The 20,276-nt window shown below is 33.6% G+C and carries 22 protein-coding genes; 15 read left to right on the top strand and 7 right to left on the bottom strand.

Annotated features, from left to right (window positions below; genetic code table 11):
- The first annotated feature begins 324 nt into the window (after positions 1–324).
- Entirely contained in the window at positions 325–1,569 is a 1,245-nt protein-coding gene (locus ACM55H_RS13645) for an ABC transporter permease (protein WP_416837116.1), read from the top strand.
- A gap of 75 nt (positions 1,570–1,644) precedes the next feature.
- Here ACM55H_RS13645 and prmC read toward each other — a convergent pair whose 3' ends face one another.
- Complete coding sequence (prmC, locus tag ACM55H_RS13650; protein WP_416837019.1) at positions 1,645–2,505, bottom strand: peptide chain release factor N(5)-glutamine methyltransferase; 861 nt, start codon at positions 2,503–2,505, stop codon at positions 1,645–1,647.
- Positions 2,506–2,552: 47 nt separating this feature from the next.
- The gene (locus ACM55H_RS13655) at positions 2,553–3,038 is read right to left on the bottom strand and encodes a GNAT family N-acetyltransferase (RefSeq protein ID WP_416837020.1); all 486 of its coding nucleotides are present in this window, start codon (positions 3,036–3,038) and stop codon (positions 2,553–2,555) included.
- A 104-nt stretch (positions 3,039–3,142) separates the two neighbouring features.
- Here ACM55H_RS13655 and ribD point away from each other — a divergent pair, with 104 nt between their 5' ends.
- Genes ribD through ACM55H_RS13670 form a run of 3 tightly spaced genes read left to right on the top strand, consistent with a single transcriptional unit; the run spans position 3,143 to position 5,443 of the window.
- Positions 3,143–4,207 (top strand): bifunctional diaminohydroxyphosphoribosylaminopyrimidine deaminase/5-amino-6-(5-phosphoribosylamino)uracil reductase RibD, encoded by a 1,065-nt coding sequence (gene ribD / locus ACM55H_RS13660; RefSeq protein WP_416837021.1) that lies wholly within the window; start codon positions 3,143–3,145, stop codon positions 4,205–4,207.
- Positions 4,200–4,802: an HAD family hydrolase gene (locus ACM55H_RS13665; protein WP_416837022.1), complete on the top strand. Its 603-nt coding sequence runs from the start codon at positions 4,200–4,202 to the stop codon at positions 4,800–4,802. Before ribD ends, ACM55H_RS13665 begins: the two co-directional genes overlap by 8 nt.
- Positions 4,803–4,813: 11 nt before the next feature.
- Positions 4,814–5,443 carry an IMPACT family protein gene (locus ACM55H_RS13670; protein WP_416837023.1) on the top strand — a complete coding sequence of 210 codons (630 nt, stop codon included), beginning with the start codon at positions 4,814–4,816 and terminating at the stop codon, positions 5,441–5,443.
- Between the two features lie 29 nt (positions 5,444–5,472).
- On the opposite strand, the gene ACM55H_RS13675 is transcribed toward ACM55H_RS13670, so the two are convergent.
- A complete protein-coding gene (locus ACM55H_RS13675; protein WP_416837024.1) occupies positions 5,473–5,877 on the bottom strand; it encodes an acyl-CoA thioesterase in 405 nt (134 codons plus the stop codon).
- Between the two features lie 183 nt (positions 5,878–6,060).
- On the opposite strand from ACM55H_RS13675, the gene dnaA reads away from it, so the two are divergent.
- From dnaA to ACM55H_RS13705, 6 genes are all read left to right on the top strand, one after another.
- Positions 6,061–7,488 carry a chromosomal replication initiator protein DnaA gene (gene dnaA / locus ACM55H_RS13680; RefSeq protein ID WP_035674283.1) on the top strand — a complete coding sequence of 476 codons (1,428 nt, stop codon included), beginning with the start codon at positions 6,061–6,063 and terminating at the stop codon, positions 7,486–7,488.
- Between the two features lie 8 nt (positions 7,489–7,496).
- A complete protein-coding gene (locus tag ACM55H_RS13685; protein ID WP_416837025.1) occupies positions 7,497–7,964 on the top strand; it encodes a low molecular weight protein-tyrosine-phosphatase in 468 nt (155 codons plus the stop codon).
- Positions 7,965–8,064: 100 nt separating this feature from the next.
- Complete coding sequence (locus ACM55H_RS13690) at positions 8,065–8,787, top strand: SAM-dependent methyltransferase (RefSeq protein WP_416837026.1); 723 nt, start codon at positions 8,065–8,067, stop codon at positions 8,785–8,787.
- A gap of 450 nt (positions 8,788–9,237) precedes the next feature.
- Positions 9,238–9,756 (top strand): hypothetical protein, encoded by a 519-nt coding sequence (locus ACM55H_RS13695; protein WP_416837027.1) that lies wholly within the window; start codon positions 9,238–9,240, stop codon positions 9,754–9,756.
- Positions 9,757–9,909: 153 nt separating this feature from the next.
- Positions 9,910–11,037, top strand: coding sequence for a methionine aminotransferase (locus ACM55H_RS13700; protein WP_416837028.1), 1,128 nt, complete (start codon positions 9,910–9,912; stop codon positions 11,035–11,037).
- Positions 11,038–11,112: 75 nt separating this feature from the next.
- Positions 11,113–11,994 carry an SDR family oxidoreductase gene (locus ACM55H_RS13705; RefSeq protein ID WP_416837029.1) on the top strand — a complete coding sequence of 294 codons (882 nt, stop codon included), beginning with the start codon at positions 11,113–11,115 and terminating at the stop codon, positions 11,992–11,994.
- A gap of 52 nt (positions 11,995–12,046) precedes the next feature.
- On the opposite strand, the gene ACM55H_RS13710 is transcribed toward ACM55H_RS13705, so the two are convergent.
- The 4 genes from ACM55H_RS13710 to ACM55H_RS13725 all read right to left on the bottom strand — a co-directional run bounded on the left by ACM55H_RS13710 (position 12,047) and on the right by ACM55H_RS13725 (position 14,437).
- Positions 12,047–12,358 carry a hypothetical protein gene (locus ACM55H_RS13710; RefSeq protein WP_416837030.1) on the bottom strand — a complete coding sequence of 104 codons (312 nt, stop codon included), beginning with the start codon at positions 12,356–12,358 and terminating at the stop codon, positions 12,047–12,049.
- 73 nt (positions 12,359–12,431) lie between these two features.
- On the bottom strand, positions 12,432–12,962 hold the full coding sequence (locus ACM55H_RS13715; protein WP_416837031.1) for a YceI family protein: 531 nt from the start codon (positions 12,960–12,962) through the stop codon (positions 12,432–12,434).
- Positions 12,963–13,012: 50 nt separating this feature from the next.
- A complete protein-coding gene (locus tag ACM55H_RS13720) occupies positions 13,013–13,765 on the bottom strand; it encodes a pirin family protein (protein WP_416837032.1) in 753 nt (250 codons plus the stop codon).
- 90 nt (positions 13,766–13,855) lie between these two features.
- A complete protein-coding gene (locus tag ACM55H_RS13725) occupies positions 13,856–14,437 on the bottom strand; it encodes a Crp/Fnr family transcriptional regulator (RefSeq protein ID WP_039110040.1) in 582 nt (193 codons plus the stop codon).
- A gap of 153 nt (positions 14,438–14,590) precedes the next feature.
- Here ACM55H_RS13725 and udk point away from each other — a divergent pair, with 153 nt between their 5' ends.
- The 5 genes from udk to ACM55H_RS13750 all read left to right on the top strand — a co-directional run bounded on the left by udk (position 14,591) and on the right by ACM55H_RS13750 (position 20,249).
- Entirely contained in the window at positions 14,591–15,199 is a 609-nt protein-coding gene (gene udk, locus ACM55H_RS13730; protein WP_416837033.1) for a uridine kinase, read from the top strand.
- Between the two features lie 123 nt (positions 15,200–15,322).
- Positions 15,323–15,655, top strand: a complete 333-nt coding sequence (locus ACM55H_RS13735) for an FtsB family cell division protein (RefSeq protein ID WP_197056083.1) — start codon at positions 15,323–15,325, stop codon at positions 15,653–15,655.
- A 42-nt stretch (positions 15,656–15,697) separates the two neighbouring features.
- A complete protein-coding gene (locus ACM55H_RS13740; protein WP_416837034.1) occupies positions 15,698–17,065 on the top strand; it encodes a methylmalonyl-CoA mutase subunit beta in 1,368 nt (455 codons plus the stop codon).
- Between the two features lie 59 nt (positions 17,066–17,124).
- Positions 17,125–19,263, top strand: coding sequence for a methylmalonyl-CoA mutase (gene scpA, locus ACM55H_RS13745; protein WP_416837035.1), 2,139 nt, complete (start codon positions 17,125–17,127; stop codon positions 19,261–19,263).
- Positions 19,264–19,688: 425 nt separating this feature from the next.
- A complete protein-coding gene (locus ACM55H_RS13750) occupies positions 19,689–20,249 on the top strand; it encodes a DUF6642 family protein (protein WP_416837036.1) in 561 nt (186 codons plus the stop codon).
- Positions 20,250–20,276: the final 27 nt, after the last annotated feature.

Below are 20,276 nucleotides of genomic sequence, written 5' to 3' on the forward strand. Positions count from 1 at the left end.
TTATATTTTCAGATTTAGGAATTGTTGAAAAATTCCAAATTCTATTTCTTTGCAAATATCTTATTTTTAAAATAAATCTGTTTACAAATTTTCGCATTTTATTGCCCGATGCCTAGCCCAGATTATAGCGAAAATAGGGAAGTGAAAAATAATATTGTTTTCTTGCCTGAAAGAGCGACCAAAGGAAGCTCCTTTCAGGCAATTGAAAACAAATTATTTTCACTGACCGATTATAGCGGAAAGCAGGAAATAGCTCCTAAAAATAAATTAGGATTTTTGAAAAGAAAATTTGTAACAAAAATTGTATTTTCGTGTCAAACTCGTATGATGCTAAAATTATTCAAAGAAAATATCCGAATTGCCTTTGGTTCTATCAGAACACAATTGTTGCGAACAATCCTTACGGTACTGATTATTGCGATTGGAATAACTGCTTTGGTTGGGATTCTAACTGTAGTTTCTGCTTTAGAAAATACAATTTCGACTGATTTTGCTTCGATGGGAGCGAATACTTTTAATATTAATCAATATGAAAATGAAGTCCGAAATCGTGGCGGACAGGAACGTGAAATTATAAATCCGATTATCTCCTATCCGGAAGCTGTTGCTTTCAAAAACAAATATAAATATCCTTTCACTGAAACTTCGCTTTCCTTTACAGCTACATCAGCTGCGGAAGTTAAATTCGGAGCTATTAAAACGGATCCCGAAAATTCAATTGTAGGCGTTGATGAACATTTTATTACTAATTCCGGTTTAGAAACCAGCGCTGGACGAAATTTTACCGGTTTTGACATCGATAACAATGCGTATGTGTGTATCGTAGGTTCTGATTTTGAGAAAGGGCTACTGAAAGATGTTAATCCAATTGATAAAGTAATTTCGATTCGTGGCGCCCGATTTAGAGTCATAGGAGTACTGAAAGAAAAAGGCTCTACGTTTGGAAATAGCCAAGATTTACGAGTTTTAATCCCAATTCAAGTTGCTCGTTCTCTTTTTACTGCTCCTAACATCAATTACACCATGAGCATCATGGTTTCTAAAAAAGAATTATTGGACCAAGCCATTGATAATGCCACCAGCACAATGCGCAGGGTACGCAAATTAAGTCCTATAAAAGACAATAATTTTGGTGTCGTTCGTAGTGATGACCTTATCAATAGAATCCTCGGAATCACTAAATATCTAGGGCTTGCTTCCTGGCTTATTGGAATTATCACCGTTCTGGGATCTTCCATCGCTTTGATGAATATCATGATAGTTTCGGTAACCGAACGTACTAGGGAAATTGGGGTTAGAAAAGCATTGGGAGCTAAAAAAACTACGATTGCTTTTCAGTTTTTCATAGAAACATTACTTATTGGACAATTAGGCGGATTGGTAGGAATTATTTTTGGAATCCTGATTGGTTTTGGAATCGCTACCGCAATGAGTTTTGTGTTTGTAATTCCATGGGGCGCTATTATGGCGGCATTTATAACCAGTTTTATTGTAGCAATCGTTTCTGGTTTATATCCGGCTGTAAAAGCTGCTAGACTGGATCCAATTGAAGCGTTGCGATATGAGTAGTTAGCAGATTAAAAATCATTGAATGCTATTTTTTTGATTTTTGAATGCTGATTAACGATTTTTGATTTCAGAAGTTTAAACACTTAAATCTGCTTTCATCATTCTATCATTTCCGTAAATATCCTTACGTAATTCAATAGTTGAAAAGTTCATTTTTTCAAGCAACTCTACCATTTCTTTTCCTAAATATTGGTTGATTTCAAAATACAATTGTCCATTTTCAGATAGATTTTTTCGCGCTAATTCAGCTATTTTTTTATAGAAAATCAAAGCATCATTATCTTCGACAAAAAGAGCCAAATGCGGTTCATTGTCCAACACATTTTTCTTGATTTCCTCTTTTTCTAGATTCCGAACGTAAGGAGGATTCGAAACGATAATATCAAATTGCTGTTGCAAATCTTCGGTTTCAAGAATATTTTGATTTATAAAAGTAACGTTTACAGTATTGATTTGGGCATTTTTTTGGGCTGTAGCCAACGCTTTTTCAGAAACATCAATGGCAAAAACCTGTGCATTAGGAATATTTTTTGCCAATGAAATAGCAATACAACCGCTTCCTGTTCCAATATCTAAAATCTTTACTTTTCGACTTTCGACTTTCGACTTTTGACTTTCTAAAATCCAATCCACCAATTCTTCGGTTTCTTGTCTTGGAATTAAAACGTTTTCATTGACTTCAAAATCCAATCCATAAAAACTGGTTTTACCTAATAAATACTGTATTGGAATCTCCTGTAGCAATTGTTCCAAAATAGAATTCCAAACCGCAATTTCCTCTTCCGAAAAAGCCAAATCAGGATGCAACGCCAAGTCAATTCTTTTCAACTGTTTTTTTTCTTCTAAAATTAAATAGAAAAAACTCTCCGCTTCACCGGCATCGTAAATTGGAGTAAGCGTGTCAATAAATTGAGTTCTGTATTCTTTTATTTTCATTTTATTAGGTAATCGATTCTAATGAATTAATGCTGTCAATTAAAAACTTATAACTCTTTCAACATCCAAACTGGACAACTGGTATGACCGGTACTTCCCATTGGGGAACAAATGTATTCGAAACCTACTTTTTTGTATAACTTCTGGGCATCATGCATAAATGGCATCGTTTCCAGGTAACATTTTTCGAAACCAAAATCGGCAGCACTTTGCAAACAAATGGCCATCATTTTACTGCCAATTCCAAGACCTCGAGTTTCTGGCAAAAAGTACATTTTTTGCAATTCACAAATAGTTTCCGCTTCATTTTCAAGAGGCGCTACTCCGGCAGAACCAATGATTTTCCCATCTTTTTCAACAACATAATAAACAGATTTAGGCTTATTGTACTCTTCAAACATTAAATCCAAATAAGGATCTTCATAGGCCGTTCCTACTTTTGGAATATTCAATTCATCAAAAACGGCTCGTATTAATTGTGCAACTGCTTGGTTGTCTTCTTTTTTTATTTTTCTAATGCTGTACTCTTCCATTTTTATTCCATTCTAATTTTACATACAAAAGTAGAAATTGTTTATTGTTATTTTCGAAAGTTTCAAAACTAAATCGCAAACTCAAAAATTACTACTTTTGTAATGTGAAAATACATGAAAAATATATAAAACGATGCATCGAGTTAGCCAAAAATGGTTTAGGAACAACCTATCCCAATCCTTTGGTGGGCAGTGTAATTGTCTATGACGATAAAATCATTGGCGAAGGCTGGCATAAAAAAGCTGGAGAACCTCACGCCGAAGTAAATGCCGTGAATTCCGTAAAAGATAAATCGTTATTAAAAAAAGCAACTATCTACGTAAGTTTAGAGCCGTGTAGTCATTTTGGAAAAACGCCACCTTGCTGCGATTTAATTATCAAAAATAAAATTCCAAATGTGGTTATTGGTACTATTGACCCTAATGTAAAAGTGGCTGGAAACGGAATCAAAAAACTTATTGAAGCCGGAATACAAGTTACCGTTGGTATTCTCGAAGCAGAATGTCACGAACTGAACAAACGTTTTTTTACCTTCCACGAAAAGAAAAGACCGTATATCATTTTGAAATGGGCCGAAACTCTGGATGGTTTTATTGCACCTGAGGAGATTCTTCGAAAAGCTCAGAATGACACTGAAAAAAAACCAGTTTGGATTACCAATGTTTATTCGAGGCAATTAGTACACAAATGGCGAACTGAAGAACAAGCAATTTTAGTAGGAACGCAAACCGTTATTGATGACAATCCAAAACTAAACGCGCGGGATTGGTATGGAAACAACCCAATCCGATTGATTATAGATCAAAACAATCGCATTCCAGAGGACTGCCATATCTTTGACAATGAGACTAAGACTATCGTATTTTCTAAATTGAAAACAACAATTAAAAAAGAAAACACTATCTTTGAAGTAATCGATTTTAATCAAAATATAGCAGTCCAAATAATAGAAGTGCTTTACAAGCATCAAATTCAGTCGGTTATTATTGAAGGAGGCAAACAAACCTTACAGACTTTTATTGATGAAAATCTTTGGGATGAAGCAAGAATATTTGTTGGAAACATTCCATTTACTACAGGAACAAAAGCCCCAATACTAGATAAAAAACCGTTCGAAAAATATTCGATTGGCAATGATGAACTTAAAATTTCTAGAAACCATGATTAATACCATTATATTTGATTTTGGGGATATATTTATCAATTTAGATAAACAAGCCACAATGGATGCCTTAGAAAAATTAGGCTTGTCAGAATGGAATGAAGATTTAGACCTTTTAAACACTCAGTTTGAAACAGGTCAAATTTCACGTGAAAATTTTCTTCTTGGTATTCAGAAACATGTACCAAATGCTTCAATAAATGAAATCCTAGAGGCTTGGAATGCCATTCTTCTTGATTTTCCATTATATAGACTGGAATTTCTTCAAATGCTTTCCAAAAAATACCGCTTGTTTCTATTGTCCAATACTGATTCTATTCACATAGAAACTTTCGAACAAAAAAACGGGATTTCATTTTACAGTGATTTCTATCAATGTTTTGAAAAAGTTTATTTTTCATTTGAAGTAGAAATGAGAAAACCCAATCCTGAAATTTTTAATTACCTAGCAAACAAGCACGATTTAGCTCCTAAGCGCACTTTATTTATTGACGATAAAAAAGAAAATACTGATGCAGCTCTTGCATTAGGATTCCAAGTTTGGAATTTACAAGTTGGAAAAGAAGATATCGTTGATTTATTTGACAAAAAAATAATTTAGAAAAGTACCTTTTGGAATTTAAAGACACTTACAACACCATTGAGTTTCCCTCTTCAGAAGTATTATTCAAAGAAAAAAACAGCAAATTCTTTGGTTATGCCTACCCCATTCAATCAGAAGATGAAGTAAAACCACTAATCGAAATTTTACGAAAACAACATCCTAACGCAGGACATTTTTGTTATGCTTACCAAATAGGTGCTGACACCATAACTTACAGAGCTAATGATGATGGAGAACCTAGTAACACTGCTGGTACGCCTATTTACGGACAAATTCAGTCGTTTTCTGTAACCAATCTATTAATTGTAGTAGTCCGGATTTTTGGGGGCATAAAACTAGGTGTTGGTGGATTGATATCTGCCTATAAGACGACTGCCCAAATGGTTCTTGAAACTTGTGAAATAATCGAAAAAACTATAAATATTCATTATTCTATAACATTTGATTATAAAAACATGAACAAAGTGATGCGAGTAATTAAGGAGAAAAGATTAGAAATTGTAACTCAAGAAATGGAAATAAATGAAGACTCAGGACTTCCGATAGGAAAAATCGAAATAAAAACACGAAAAAAAAATGCCGAAATGGTATTCGACATTTTTAATCTGATGTTTGAAATCGATATAAAACGACTCTAATTTCTATTCGAAATTGCTGTTTTTATAATTTATTCTATCGTTTTTAACAATTCTAAAATATAATCTGGAGGAGCTGTTGGACGACCCGTTTTTAAGGACAGAAAAACCAAAATAAATTGGGCAGTTGTTAATAACTCATCAGACTCATTATAAATAGCGCAATCAAATTCAATCTTAACAGAACTCTGACTTTTGAAAGTGGTATGAACGGTAAGCAACTCATCATAGCGAGCTGATTTTTTATAATTTATATTCATGGAAACAATCGGCAAAGCAATACCACTTTCTTCCATACTTTTATACGAAATCCCTTTGTTTCTAAGCCATTCCACTCTTCCTATCTCAAAATAGGGAACATAATTCCCATGATAAACCACTCCCATTTGGTCAGTTTCTGAGTAGCGTACACGAACTTGAATTTGATGATCTTTCATTAATTATGTATTAAAAATTTAAAATTTAAAAAGCGCCTTACAACAATAATTTGTAAAATTATTACCCAATATATTTTTTTTTACAGAAATTTGTTCACATATTTGTTACCCCGAAAAAGAATAAAATTTCACACTTTTTTTAGTAAGATAATAATTACCGAATAAAATAATTTAACAAAATATATGAACAAAACTGCTCAATCAGTATGGGAAAACTGTTTGTCTTTTATAAAAGACAACATTCAGGATCAAGCTTACAAAACTTGGTTCGAACCAATCAAATCAGTTGAGCTAACCGACAATGCATTATATATTCAAGTTCCAAGTAAATTTTTCTACGAATGGTTAGAAGAACACTATGTAAAATTATTAAAAGTGGCGCTTACCAAAGAACTTGGAAAAAACGCAAAGTTACTCTATAAAATCAGAATGGAAAACACTTATGGCAACAAACAACCGTTTACGGAACAATTGCCAAGTGCCAATAGAGTACCCATGAAACCGCAAGAGGTTGATGCACCTTTTAAAAACTTAAATCCAGAATTAAAAAATCCTTTTGTGATTCCTGGAATTCGGAATTTAAAAATTGAATCTCAACTTAATGCAAACTACAGTTTTGATAATTTTCTTGAAGGAGATTCCAATAGATTAGCACGTTCTGCAGGTATGGCTGTTGCCAATAAACCAGGAGGAACTTCATTTAATCCGTTGTTAATTTTTGGAGGAGTTGGTCTTGGAAAAACACACTTAGCGCATGCTATTGGTGTGGAAATAAAAGACAAATATCCTGAAAAAACAGTTTTATACATCTCTGCTGAAATTTTCACACAACAATATATCGACTCGGTAAAGAAAAATAATCGAAATGATTTCATCCACTTTTATCAATTAATTGATGTTTTAATTATTGATGATGTACAATTCCTTTCTGGAAAATCAGGAACTCAGGATGTATTTTTCCATATTTTCAATTATTTACACCAAAATGGAAAACAGGTAATCTTAACATCAGATAAGGCACCGGTTGACATGCAAGATATTGAACAACGTTTATTATCTCGTTTCAAATGGGGATTGTCTGCAGAATTGCACCAACCAGATTATGAAACCAGAATTTCTATCCTTAAAAATATATTGTATAGAGATGGTGTAGAAATACCTGAAGAAATAATAGAATACGTTGCAAGAAACATCAAATCAAATGTAAGAGAATTGGAAGGAGCCATCATTTCCTTGATTGCACAATCCTCTTTCAATAAAAAAGAAGTTACATTAGAACTGGCTAAAAGTGTTGTTGAAAAATTTGTGAAAAATGTAAAGCGCGAAATTTCTATCGATTACATTCAAAAAATTGTTTCCGATTATTTTCAATTGGATTTAGAAACGCTACAATCAAAAACTCGGAAGAGGCATGTTGTACAAGCGAGGCAATTGGCTATGTTTTTTGCTAAAAAATTCACAAAAGCATCTTTGGCGAACATTGGTTCACAAATTGGAGATAGAGATCACGCTACAGTATTACATGCTTGCAAAACCGTTGACAATTTAGTTGCTACAGACAAACAATTCAAAAAATTTGTTGAAGATATCAATAAAAAATTAACGCTATAAAAAGCATCATGTCCATAAAAATTTTAATGGTTTGTTTAGGAAATATTTGTCGGTCTCCCTTGGCCGAAGGCATATTAGCATCAAAACTCCCAAAAAATAAATTTACAGTTGATTCAGCAGGAACAGGTTCATGGCACATTGGTCATTCTCCTGATGAACGTTCCATTGCTATTGCTAAAAAAAATAAAATAAATATTTCAAATCAAAAAGGACGTCAATTCAGTACAACTGATTTTGATACTTTTGATTATATTTATGTGATGGACAACTCAAATTACAGTGATGTGATTGAGCTTGCCAAAAACCAAGATCAAAAAGAGAAAGTCTATCTTATTTTGAATGATTTGTTTCCAAATGAAAATGTAGATGTCCCAGATCCTTATTTTGGCTTACCAAATGGATTTGAAATCGTTTACAATATGCTGGATGAAGTTTGTGATGTAATTTCAAAAAAATTAATAGAGAAACACCAATAACCTTTTGGTTTTATAATTTTGTTTTATCCCAATTAAAAAACCTAATATTTCATCAAAATACATAATATAAAATTTACTTTTGAACCACAAAACAATCCCAATGCAACCAAAAACCAGTCTAGGAAAACTCTATTTAATACCAACGACAATGGGAGATTGCAACCCTATGGATGTTTTACCTCAAACCATAAAAAGAAGTATTGATTTTATTGATTATTATATCGTTGAAAACGAAAAAACTGCCCGAAAATCCATCAAAGGAGTTAGTCCTGAAAAGAAACAATCGGAGCTGAACCTTTTTGTTTTAAACAAACATACTGAAACCAAAGAGCATTTAGATTTTATCAAACCTTTATTAGAAGGGAAAAATGTAGGATTAATGAGTGAGGCAGGCTGTCCTGGTGTAGCTGATCCTGGCGCAGTAATTGTAAAACTGGCACATGAAAAAGGAATACAAGTTATTCCGCTCGTAGGACCTTCCTCTATTCTTTTGGCAATGATGGCATCTGGAATGAATGGACAAAGTTTTACATTTAATGGGTATTTGCCCATTGAAAAAGGAGAAAAGAAAACAGCTCTAAAAAACTTGGAAAAACTATCTCAAGACAAAAATCAATCTCAACTTTTTATAGAAACACCTTATAGAAATAATAAAATGTTGGAGGATATTTTACAAGCCTTAAATCCTGCAACCTATCTTTGTATCGCAACGGATATAACTCTACCAACAGAATATATCAAAACTATGCGCGCTTCTGACTGGAAAAAAACACAGGTAGATTTACACAATCGTCCTACTATTTTCATCATTCATAAAATGTAACAGTTAATTCTGAATTTAAAACACTTCCGCTTACAATAATTCTTCTAAGATTGTCTCATTCCCTTGTGGCGACTGATTAAATAATAAATGAACCTATAAAATGTTCTTTGTTGGACGATTACTTTTCATTAGACAAAAACCAACAATTCCCCGCTTTTTATTTATAGCTACAAGTGGATTTTCTTCCTAAAAATAGACACAGAATTTCCACTTATATTAACTTTATTTATAGAAAAAGTTAACTGCATAATTTTCAAAAAAACACTAACTTTACTAGTCCCCAATATAATTTTTTGACTTAATACTCAAAAAATATAACCACTAATGTTTTGAATTATAATGATTTAAATAAATTAAAAACAAAAAGGGGAAGAAAATAATAAGCCTTACTAAATTTATTTTAATCATAGCTATTGGCTTGACTTAAATATAATTTTAAAACTAAATATCATGAAATCATTTATTATTGTTGTGCTTTTTTTAAGCATGACCATTACGTCATATTCACAAGATATGGATGGAAATATAAGGATGGAAGAATTACCCGGAGTCGTTATTAAAAGTGCTGGAAAAGACTTCTCTATATATTTACCAGATAAAAATCCGGATAAAGGTGTAAGAGCTTTAGAAGAAAAATTTATAGCTTATGATTTGGGGAAAGATTATGAAGGATATGAAAACTATTTAGTAATTATGGAAACCAAAAATGGATCATTGAATGCTACTTACAATGAAAATGGAAAATTAACTCGGGTTGTTGAAAATTATAAAAACGTAAGACTCCCAAGTAGTGTAATTTATTCTGTTTATAAAGCTTTTCCCGGATGGCAAATTGTAAATGACAAATATTTATATACTCAAAAAGAAGGTGATGTCATTAAAAAAGAATATAATCTCCGAATAAAAAAAGATAACGACGTTCGCAAATTAGTTGTTAATGCAAATGGGGATATTGTGAAAGGAATGTAATCGAAAACCACTAATAAATTAAAGGCTATCATTCGGGTAGCTTTTTTTTTGACACTTAGACAACTATTTATTTTTGAAAATTTTAATCTTCAAAAAAACCAAAAATCACCCTTAAACCAGTTATATTTATCGAGTAATAAATGAAATTATTTTATGAGTAAACTTCCACATATCAGTACCAGTATTTTTACAGTAATGTCTAAAATGGCCGCTGAACATAACGCAATTAATCTATCACAAGGCTTTCCAAATTTTCCTGTCGATGAAAGATTAACAACCATAGTTGCCAAACTTGCTAAAGAAAATGTACACCAATACACACCAATGTCAGGTTATCCTCCACTATTATCAAAAATAGTAACACTTGTCAAAAAATCATACGGTAGAACCCTTCAAGCTGATACTGAACTATTAATAACAGCAGGTGCAACCCAAGCTATTTTCACCACAATACTAGCTTTAGTGAAAACTAATGATGAAGTTCTTATTTTAGATCCAAGTTATGATTGTTATGAAGCACCAGTTTTACTTTGCAATGCAAATCCGGTTCGAGTGGCTTTAAATGATGACTATACTCCAAATTGGGAAATTATAGAAAAAGCTTGTACACCAAAAACGAAAATGATTATCATTAACAATCCGCATAATCCAACAGGTAAAATTTTAAAGCAATCTGATTTTGAATCATTGGAAATTCTACTGGAAAAATATCCTGACATTTTAGTTCTATCGGATGAAGTGTACGAATACATCACTTTCGAAGAAAAACATATTTCTGCTCATACTCGAAAAAAACTACTTAATCGTTGCGTGATGATTTCCTCTTTTGGAAAATCGTTTCATGTAACCGGATGGAAAGTAGGCTATTTAGTAGCACCAGAATACCTAATGAAGGAAATCAAAAAAGTCCATCAGTTTTTAGTTTTTAGTGTAAATAGTATATGTCAAGTAGCTATTAGTGACTATTTAGACTTAGTTTCTGTGGATGAAATCGGGAAATTCTATCAAGAAAAACGAGATTACTTCAGGCAATTACTAAAAGACAGTCGTTTCAAACTCATGCCTTGCGAAGGAACTTATTTTCAAGTTGCTTCTTATGCAGCTATTTCAAATGAAAATGATGTTGATTTTTGCAAACACCTAATCGTCGAACATGGTGTTGCTGCTATCCCTATTTCTACTTTTTATGACGATGGGAAAGACCTAAAACTAATTCGATTTTGCTTTGCCAAAGACAATGCAACGCTGGAGGAGGCCGCTAAAAGATTGTGTGCTATTTAAAAGCGTAGATTTTATTTTTTTATATGCATGCATACTATTTAATTTGTTATATTTACAATAAAAAAATATCAAAACATGAGTTATACAGATAAAATGTTACGGGACGATGCCCTAAAAGGCAAAGTGATTGTCGTAACCGGTGGAGGAAGTGGCTTAGGAAAAGCTATGACTAAATATTTCTTGGAATTGGGTGCGCAAGTTGCCATTACATCCAGAGATTTAGAAAAACTAAAAAATACAGCTGCTGAACTCGAAACAGAAACGGGCGGAACCTGCCTTCCAATTCAATGTGATGTGCGCCATTATGAAGAAGTCGAAAACATGTTACAAGAAGTTTTGAAAGCTTTTGGTAAAGTTGATGTTTTACTTAATAATGCTGCCGGAAATTTCATTTCACCAACCGAAAGATTATCTGCAAATGCTTTTGATACTGTAATTGATATTGTTTTAAAAGGAACAAAAAACTGTACCCTTGCTTTCGGGAAACATTGGATTGACACCAAACAAAAATCAGCTACCATCTTAAATATTGTAACGACTTACGCTTGGACAGGTTCTGCTTATGTGGTGCCAAGTGCTACTGCAAAAGCTGGAGTTTTGGCCATGACACGAAGTCTTGCTGTAGAATGGGCTAAGTATGGGATTCGTTCCAATGCGATTGCTCCAGGACCATTCCCAACTAAAGGGGCTTGGGACAGATTATTACCAGGAGATTTAGCCGAGAAATTTGATATGGCCAAAAAAGTGCCGTTAAAACGTGTGGGAGATCATCAGGAATTAGCCAATTTAGCGGCTTATTTAGTTTCTGATTTTTCAGCCTACGTAAATGGTGAAGTCGTTGTTATTGATGGAGGCGAATGGCTCAAAGGCGCCGGACAATTCAACATTCTCGAAGCTATTCCCGAAGAACTTTGGGATCAGTTGGAAATGATGATCAAAGCAAAAAAGAACAAATAATAGTTCTAAAATAAAAAAGAGAGTCAAATAAATGGCTCTCTTTTAGTTTCAGTTAATTTTTATTGTTTTCCAAGGCAACTAAAATTTCACTTTTTAGCAAGCCACTTCCACCTCCATAATGTTGTACAACAATTATATTTGGATTTTGTTTTTTGAAAAAAGCGCATAAATTAGCTTCACTTTCTTTCTGAATTCTGGAACCCAATAATACCAGTGAAAACTCTTTTTGGCAAAAAATTTCCTTTGCCTCTTCATCATTCATAACACCTACTCCATTCCAATCTTCATTAGAATTAATGAGTCGGACAACAATTGCCAGAATTTCGATATGTCTTCCTATGTAAAGAATATTGGTAGTTTCCATAATTCAACTTTTATAAAATAGCAACCTCAAAGATTATAATCTTTTGAGATTGTTATTTCAGTTCTTGTGAAAATTATAATTTTATAAATTGCAATTCTATATTCAATCGAACTTCTTCCCCTACTAAAACTCCTCCAGTTTCAAGTGCTGAATTCCAATTCAGTCCCCAATCTTTTCTATTGATTTTTCCTTCTAATGAAAAAGCTAATTTTGTGTTCCCCCATGGATCTTTCATTAATCCACTAAATTCTGCTGCCAGTTTTACTGATTTTGTAACGCCATGCATTGTTAAATCTCCAACCAATTCATATTCACCTTCATTAACTTTAGTAAATGATGTCGCTGTGAATTTGATTTCGGGAAACTGCGCTGCATCAAAAAAGTCAGGACTTAATAAATGGGTATCTCTATCTGTATTTCCGGTAGATATGGAATCGATTGCTCCGGTAAATTCAATTTTTGCATTTTCAAAATCAGTATCTTCTGATTCAATTGAAGCGTCAAATTTTGAAAATTTTCCTGAAATAGTAGTAAACATCATGTGTTTTACTTTAAAACCAATTTCTGAATGTGTTGGGTCTATTGCCCATTTTGTTGTTGACATAGTAGTATTATTTATTTATTATTAGTTATTTCTATTGTTTTTTTATCTGATTATAATTTCATTGGTACTTCCATCAAAAGAATTTCAGCATCGGCAGAATTTGCGGCGATTGAAATTGTATCGGTATCCCAAATTCCTAATCCGTCACGTTCATTTAAAGCGATGTTTCCTATTGTGAAATCACCTTTCAAAACAAAAGCATAAATTCCATTTCCTGGTTTTTTCAATTGATAAGAGGTAAAAAAATCTTTGTCGAATTTCCCGATATGAAACCAAGCATCCTGATGAACCCAAACGCCTTCGTCTTCTGCATTTGGGGATAAAATTTGTTGTAATTTATTGTGACGATCCTTCAAGTCTAACGTAACTTGATCATAACGCGGGGTTACATTTTTTTGATTCGGATAAATCCAAATCTGTAAAAATTTAACCAACTGGTCTTTATTCTTGTTGTATTCGCTGTGAAAAATCCCTGTACCGGCACTCATAACCTGAATATCACCTTCTTTGATTACGGTAGTATTTCCCATACTGTCTTGGTGTTCTAAATCTCCTTCGAGCGGAATAGAAATAATTTCCATATTATCATGCGGATGTTTCCCAAAACCCATTCCTTGACTAACTCTGTCATCATTCAAAACTCGTAAAACACCAAAATTCGTGCGCTCCGGATTGTGATAATTAGCAAAGCTAAAAGTGTGATAGGATTCCAACCAACCATGATTGGCGTGACCACGAGTATTGGCTTTGTGCAAAACTGAATGAGTGATAACTCCGTCTTTTATTTTATCTGTATTTTCCATTGTTCTTTTCTTTAATATTATGGTACAAAGTTGCGTCAAAAAAAAAGCGCATGCATTGAACTAGGACAAGAAATGAAAAACAATGAAAATTTAGAGTTTGGCAATTTTGGTTCTTACTTTGCTTAAAAACTCGGCAGAAATGCCAAGATAGGAAGCAATGTAATGTTGGGCAACACGTTGTGAAAGTGTAGGATAATGTTCGAGAAACTCTAAATATTTCTCGGTAGCCGTTTTAGAAATGGTATTGAATAAACGATCTTGAGTAACTGCTAAATTGCGTTGCATCAATATTCGGAAAGCTCTTTCAAACTTGGGTGCTTTGGCAAATAAAGTCTCTTTTGTTTCAGGACTAAACATAAAAAACTCACAATCTTCCAATGTTTCGATAAACACACGACTCGGTTTATCTTCATAAATACTAAACGAAATATCGCTTATCCAAGCATTTTCAATGGCAAATTGAAGAATAACTTCAAAACCATTGGCATCAATATAATATTTCCTGACACAACCCTTGATTACAAATGCTTCAAAGTTGCACATTTCACCTTCATGAAGCAGAATCGTTTTCTTAGGAACGGTTTTATATTCCAATAAAGAATTGAAAATTTCCATTTCTTTCGGTTCAAAAGCCACATAGCGACTGATATTTCTATTAATTTGTGAGTACAAAATGCTACGATTTTTAGAAAACTAAAGGTAGAAAAAAATGCTAATTAATAACGCCCAATAAATATATTAAATTAGCAACATTTCCTCAAAAAACAAAAACCACTCGCAATTAAATTCCTATTTTTGCTTTGATAAATAAATAATACATCTTTTATGCTCATTATAGGAATTGCAGGTGGAACAGGAAGCGGAAAAACAACCGTAGTTCATCAGATTATGAATGAATTACCGGAAACAGAAGTAGGTATTATTTCACAAGACTCGTATTACAAAGAAAACCACGGGCTATCATTTGATGAAAGAGCACTCATTAATTTTGATCATCCTCGTGCTATTGATTTCGAATTATTGGTTACCCATCTTAAAGAACTAAAAGAAGGAAACAACATAAACCAACCCGTTTATTCCTTTGTAACGCACAATAGAACTGACGATACCGTTTTTACACATCCTAGAAAAGTGATGATTGTAGAAGGTATTTTAATTTTGGCAAATCCAGAATTAAGAGATTTATTTGATGTAAAAATATATGTTCACGCTGATTCTGACGAACGATTAATCCGTCGTATGAGACGTGATATTGCAGAACGTGGCCGCGATATGCACGAAGTCATCAATAGATACCAAACGACATTAAAGCCTATGCATGAGCAATTTATAGAACCAACAAAAGCATTTGCAGACATTATTATACCAAATGACAAATACAATACCGTAGCCATAGACGTAGTTCGGGCGGTAATAAATCAAAAAATACTATAATTTAGTTGTAATTTTAATCTAATTAATTATTAGGAGCTATTTCCCGCTTTCCGTTACAATCTTTTTATTTTTAAAGAAAAAATAAAAAGGATTTTCACTGTAATCGGGGCTAAAAAAATAAAAATGACAAATCCGTATAAAGACAAATCTTGGTTTAAATTTTTGAGTAACAAGTACATTTGGGTCTTGTTATTTTTTGCTACTTGGATGATTTTTCTGGATAACTATTCCTATTTCGACCATCGTTTTCTGGACAAGCAAATTGAAGAACTGGAAGATAATAAAAAGTATTACCAAGACGAAATAAAAAAAGACCAAGAGAACATCAAAGAATTAAAGAATTCCGAACAAATAGAAAAATACGCCCGCGAAAAATACTATATGAAAAAAGATAGTGAAGATATTTATATCATTGAATTCGAAGGTGACACGATTGAAAAAAAAACAAATAATTAAAGATTTTAATTATTCAAAACCATAAAATAATCAACAAACAAAATGGCTGCAAACCTTTTCGATGATTTCAATCCTATTTCTTCCAAACAATGGAAACAAAAAATCCAATTTGAACTCAATGGAGCTGATTATAATGAAACCTTAGTTTGGAACTCCCCCGAAGACATTCAGGTAAAACCATTTTACCACAAAGATGAATTCAAGAAAGCTTTTGCGGTTACTACAAAAGCCACCCAATTCAAAATTTGCCAAAACATATTTGTTTATGATTTTGAAAAATCAATCGAAAGAGCGTTGGATTCGTTAAAACGTGGTGCGGACAGTATTCGGTTTACAATAGAAAATGAATCGATTGACATCACAAAACTATTGGAGAAATTACCTTTAGAAAAAGTTACCGTTTACTTCCATTTGAGTTTTATTTCAATCGATTTCGTTAAAAAAATTGATGCATTTGCAAAGAAAAATAATACTCCCATTTTCTGCAATCTGGATCCAATTGGGCAATTAGCCAAAGACGGGAACTGGTTTGTAACCAAAGAAAAAAGTGATTTTGAAACGCTGAATTTACTTTCGGCAGCAGCAACATCAGTATCTTTAATAAGCATCAATGCTGCTTTGTATCAAAACGCAGGTGCTAACATGGTGCAACAAATTGCCTATAGTTTAGGCCATGCCAATGAATATTTCAACCGAATTGAATCTATAAATCAACCAATCGTTTTCGAAGTTGCCGTTGGAACAAATTACTTTTTTGAAATAGCAAAATTGCGCGCTTTACGAGTACTTTTTAATCTAATAGCCAAAGAATACAGCCATAAACTGGATTGCAACATTATCGTTTCTCCAACAAAACGCAACAAAACATTATACGATTATAACGTAAATATGTTGCGAACTACGACTGAATGTATGTCGGCAATTATTGGTGGAGCTGACGCTATTGCGAATTTACCTTATGATGCGTTGTATCACAAAGACAATGAATTTGGAGATCGAATCGCGAGAAATCAATTATTGATTCTCAAAAACGAAAGTTATTTTGACAAAGTCAACAATCCGGCTGACGGAAGTTATTATATAGAAAGTCTTACCAATCAATTAGCCGAAAAATCGTTGACTTTATTCAAGGATATGGAGTCCAATGGTGGTTTTCTGAAACAACTTAATGACGGAATCATCAAAAGAAAAATTCAGGAAAGTGCTGATACGGCTCAAGAATTATTTGACAATGGTAAAGAAATTTTACTTGGCACAAACAAACATCCAAACAAAGCCGATAAAATGAAACACGATTTAGAACTGTTTCCTTTTGTAAAAGTAAAACCGAGAAAAACACTAATTACGCCAATAATCGAAAAACGACTGGCCGAAAAAATAGAACAAGAAAGATTAGAGAAAGAAAGCTAAGAGTTTAGTATTCCGTTAAAAAAATATTTACAAAATATTATAATTCATTGTTCAAAAAAATGAAAAGAAAAGATCTTCAACATATTCAATTAGAAAGCCAAAAGTCAAAAGTAGAAAGTGACAATTTACGCGCTAATGCATTTCTCACAGCCGAAGGAATTGAGCTAAAACCAACCTATTCAGAACAAGACATTGAGCATCTTACTCATCTTGATTTCGGGGCTGGTTTTGCACCAAATTTACGCGGACCATATGCTACGATGTACGTTCGCCGACCTTGGACAGTACGTCAATATGCAGGATTTTCGACTGCCGAAGAAAGCAATGCTTTTTATAGAAGAAACCTGGCTGCTGGTCAAAAAGGACTTTCCATCGCTTTTGATTTACCTACGCATCGCGGTTATGATTCAGATCACGAACGAGTTGTAGGCGATGTAGGGAAAGCGGGAGTAGCAATTGATTCCGTGGAAGATATGAAAGTATTATTCGACCAAATTCCTCTGGACGAAATGTCAGTTTCCATGACCATGAATGGTGCCGTTTTACCCATTATGGCTTTCTATATTGTCGCTGCCGAAGAACAAGGCGTAAAACCCGAATTACTTTCAGGAACGATACAAAATGACATTCTGAAAGAGTTTATGGTTCGTAACACGTATATTTATCCACCAGCCCCTTCGATGAAAATCATTGCTGATATCTTTGAATTCACCAGCAAAAAAATGCCAAAATTCAACTCGATTTCTATTTCAGGCTATCATATGCAAGAAGCGGGAGCCACTGCTGATATTGAGTTAGCTTACACTCTAGCCGATGGATTGGAATACATTAGAACCGGATTAGCAACCGGAATGAAAATTGATGAATTCGCTCCACGATTATCATTTTTTTGGGCGATAGGAATGAACCATTTTATGGAAATCGCCAAAATGCGTGCAGGAAGAATGATCTGGGCAAAACTAGTAAAACAATTTGAACCAAAAGACGATAAATCATTAGCATTGAGAACCCATTGTCAAACTTCGGGTTGGAGTTTAACGGAGCAAGATCCTTTCAACAATGTGGCTCGAACCTGTATTGAAGCTGCGGCAGCCGCTTTTGGAGGAACACAATCTTTACATACAAATGCTTTGGATGAAGCTATAGCTTTACCAACAGACTTCTCTGCAAGAATTGCCAGAAATACGCAAATTTTTTTACAAGAAGAAACTAAAATCACTAAAACCGTTGATCCTTGGGCTGGAAGTTATTATGTAGAAAGTTTAACGAATGAAATTGCCGAAAATGCTTGGAAGCTTATTGAAGAAGTGGAAGAACTGGGCGGAATGACAAAAGCCATTGAATCCGGAATTCCAAAACTTAGAATCGAGGAAGCGGCAGCCAGAAAACAAGCGAGAATAGACAGCGGTCAGGATATTATTGTTGGCGTTAATCAATACCGATTAGAAAAAGAAGATCCTTTACAGATTTTGGATGTGGATAATCAAATGGTTCGCAAACAACAACTGGAACAACTAGACCGAATAAAAGCGACCCGAGATACTGAAAAAGTACAAAACTCTCTAAAAAAATTAATTCTTTGTGCTCAAACTGGAGAAGGCAATTTATTGGAAATTGCCGTTGAAGCTGCCAGAAACAGAACAACATTAGGAGAGATTAGCGATGCGCTGGAAACGGTTTTTGGAAGATACAAAGCACAAATTAAATCCTTTAGCGGTGTGTATAGTAAAGAAATAAAAGACGACAAAAATTTTGAACAAGCAAAACAATTAGCAGATGAATTTGCTAAAAAAGAAGGACGCCGCCCTCGAATTATGATTGCCAAAATGGGGCAAGACGGACATGATCGTGGAGCAAAAGTTGTTGCTACCGGTTACGCCGATGTAGGTTTTGATGTTGACATCGGCCCACTTTTTCAAACACCGGCTGAGGCTGCCAAGCAAGCGATAGAAAACGACGTTCATATTTTAGGGGTTTCCTCACTTGCGGCAGGACACAAAACCCTTGTCCCTCAAGTAATCGATGAACTTAAAAAATACGGTCGAGAAGATATCATGGTGGTGGTTGGCGGAGTAATTCCTGCACAAGATTACCAGTTTTTATTTGATGCTGGTGCAGTTGCCGTTTTTGGACCTGGAACAAAAATCAGTGAAGCAGCCATCAAGATATTGGAAATTCTAATGGAAAGTTTCGAATAGAAAGATTCCTTTTACCACCAATTCCAAAAAACATCAATCGAAAGGTTGGTGTTTTTTTGTTTAAAATCTGACCAATTCCTCAGACTCTAAAACTGGAAGTCGCCTTTATGTTCAAAAAAAATGGGGCTTCAACGCCCCATCTTTGATTGAGAGTTATTCTTATTTTAAAAAAAATGCAATAAAACCAGCTCTGAGAGTTTTTACCAAAAGGTTAATAACTATTTATTGCTAAATGCTAACAACGAATTTTATTCTTCAGTAATTTTGATATCAGTTACAGAATCCAAGCACACAAACATAATTAGACCCGTTCATTTAATTTAATTACATGACGAATCAATCTGTGAAATCTGTGGCAAAGAAATTTAGGACTGCATTAAAAATACAACATTAAATTTTAGTCATTACTTAGATAAACTAAATTCATGGATTCCGATAAATTTATTTTCTTTCTCGAAGCCGTTGCCGATGTAGAAACTCATACCACTACTGAAGTCGTTAAAAACTTAGAGCAATTAGCCTTTGAACAAGGTATTACAAGCATTTATAAAACATGCGACACTATTGAAGGATTAGAAGAAAGTTTAAATACCTTGTTATATGAGGATCATAATTTTACCGATTATGAAATCATCTACTTAGTCATGCCAGGTGAAAGAAACAACATTTGCCTCAATGACTATTACTATAGCTTAGAAGAAATAGCCGAACTTTTTGAAGGAAAAATGACAGGTAAAATTTTGCATTTCGCAAATGCAAAGGTATTAGACTTAGACGAAGAAGAAGCACAATACTTTTTAGATATTACTGGAGCAAGAGCTGTTTCTGGTTATGGAACGGGATTTAATAAATTAACCAGCAGTTCCCTCGACAAAGTTTTTTTTAGCTTATTTGAAGAACAAGATAATATTGTTGAAATTGTAGAAGAATTATATGAGAAACACTATGCCCTTTGTAAACTGCTCGATTTTAGATTGTATTATTAAAAATTGAAGCCCCTCATCTCAAAAGCT

The sequence above is a fragment of the Flavobacterium cryoconiti genome (assembly GCF_048158645.1).
Classification (GTDB): domain Bacteria; phylum Bacteroidota; class Bacteroidia; order Flavobacteriales; family Flavobacteriaceae; genus Flavobacterium; species Flavobacterium cryoconiti.

What these genes read in the sequence shown, in the direction of transcription:
- ACM55H_RS13645 (WP_416837116.1), top strand. Translation starts at nt 325, where the DNA reads ATGATGCTAAAATTATTCAAAGAAAATATCCGAATTGCCTTTGGTTCT.
- prmC (WP_416837019.1), bottom strand. Translation starts at nt 2,505, where the DNA reads ATGAAAATAAAAGAATACAGAACTCAATTTATTGACACGCTTACTCCA.
- ACM55H_RS13655 (WP_416837020.1), bottom strand. Translation starts at nt 3,038, where the DNA reads ATGGAAGAGTACAGCATTAGAAAAATAAAAAAAGAAGACAACCAAGCA.
- ACM55H_RS13665 (WP_416837022.1), top strand. Translation starts at nt 4,200, where the DNA reads ATGATTAATACCATTATATTTGATTTTGGGGATATATTTATCAATTTA.
- ACM55H_RS13675 (WP_416837024.1), bottom strand. Translation starts at nt 5,877, where the DNA reads ATGAAAGATCATCAAATTCAAGTTCGTGTACGCTACTCAGAAACTGAC.
- dnaA (WP_035674283.1), top strand. Translation starts at nt 6,061, where the DNA reads ATGAACAAAACTGCTCAATCAGTATGGGAAAACTGTTTGTCTTTTATA.
- ACM55H_RS13685 (WP_416837025.1), top strand. Translation starts at nt 7,497, where the DNA reads ATGTCCATAAAAATTTTAATGGTTTGTTTAGGAAATATTTGTCGGTCT.
- ACM55H_RS13690 (WP_416837026.1), top strand. Translation starts at nt 8,065, where the DNA reads ATGCAACCAAAAACCAGTCTAGGAAAACTCTATTTAATACCAACGACA.
- ACM55H_RS13695 (WP_416837027.1), top strand. Translation starts at nt 9,238, where the DNA reads ATGAAATCATTTATTATTGTTGTGCTTTTTTTAAGCATGACCATTACG.
- ACM55H_RS13700 (WP_416837028.1), top strand. Translation starts at nt 9,910, where the DNA reads ATGAGTAAACTTCCACATATCAGTACCAGTATTTTTACAGTAATGTCT.
- ACM55H_RS13705 (WP_416837029.1), top strand. Translation starts at nt 11,113, where the DNA reads ATGAGTTATACAGATAAAATGTTACGGGACGATGCCCTAAAAGGCAAA.
- ACM55H_RS13710 (WP_416837030.1), bottom strand. Translation starts at nt 12,358, where the DNA reads ATGGAAACTACCAATATTCTTTACATAGGAAGACATATCGAAATTCTG.
- ACM55H_RS13715 (WP_416837031.1), bottom strand. Translation starts at nt 12,962, where the DNA reads ATGTCAACAACAAAATGGGCAATAGACCCAACACATTCAGAAATTGGT.
- ACM55H_RS13720 (WP_416837032.1), bottom strand. Translation starts at nt 13,765, where the DNA reads ATGGAAAATACAGATAAAATAAAAGACGGAGTTATCACTCATTCAGTT.
- udk (WP_416837033.1), top strand. Translation starts at nt 14,591, where the DNA reads ATGCTCATTATAGGAATTGCAGGTGGAACAGGAAGCGGAAAAACAACC.
- ACM55H_RS13735 (WP_197056083.1), top strand. Translation starts at nt 15,323, where the DNA reads ATGACAAATCCGTATAAAGACAAATCTTGGTTTAAATTTTTGAGTAAC.
- ACM55H_RS13740 (WP_416837034.1), top strand. Translation starts at nt 15,698, where the DNA reads ATGGCTGCAAACCTTTTCGATGATTTCAATCCTATTTCTTCCAAACAA.
- scpA (WP_416837035.1), top strand. Translation starts at nt 17,125, where the DNA reads ATGAAAAGAAAAGATCTTCAACATATTCAATTAGAAAGCCAAAAGTCA.
- ACM55H_RS13750 (WP_416837036.1), top strand. Translation starts at nt 19,689, where the DNA reads ATGGATTCCGATAAATTTATTTTCTTTCTCGAAGCCGTTGCCGATGTA.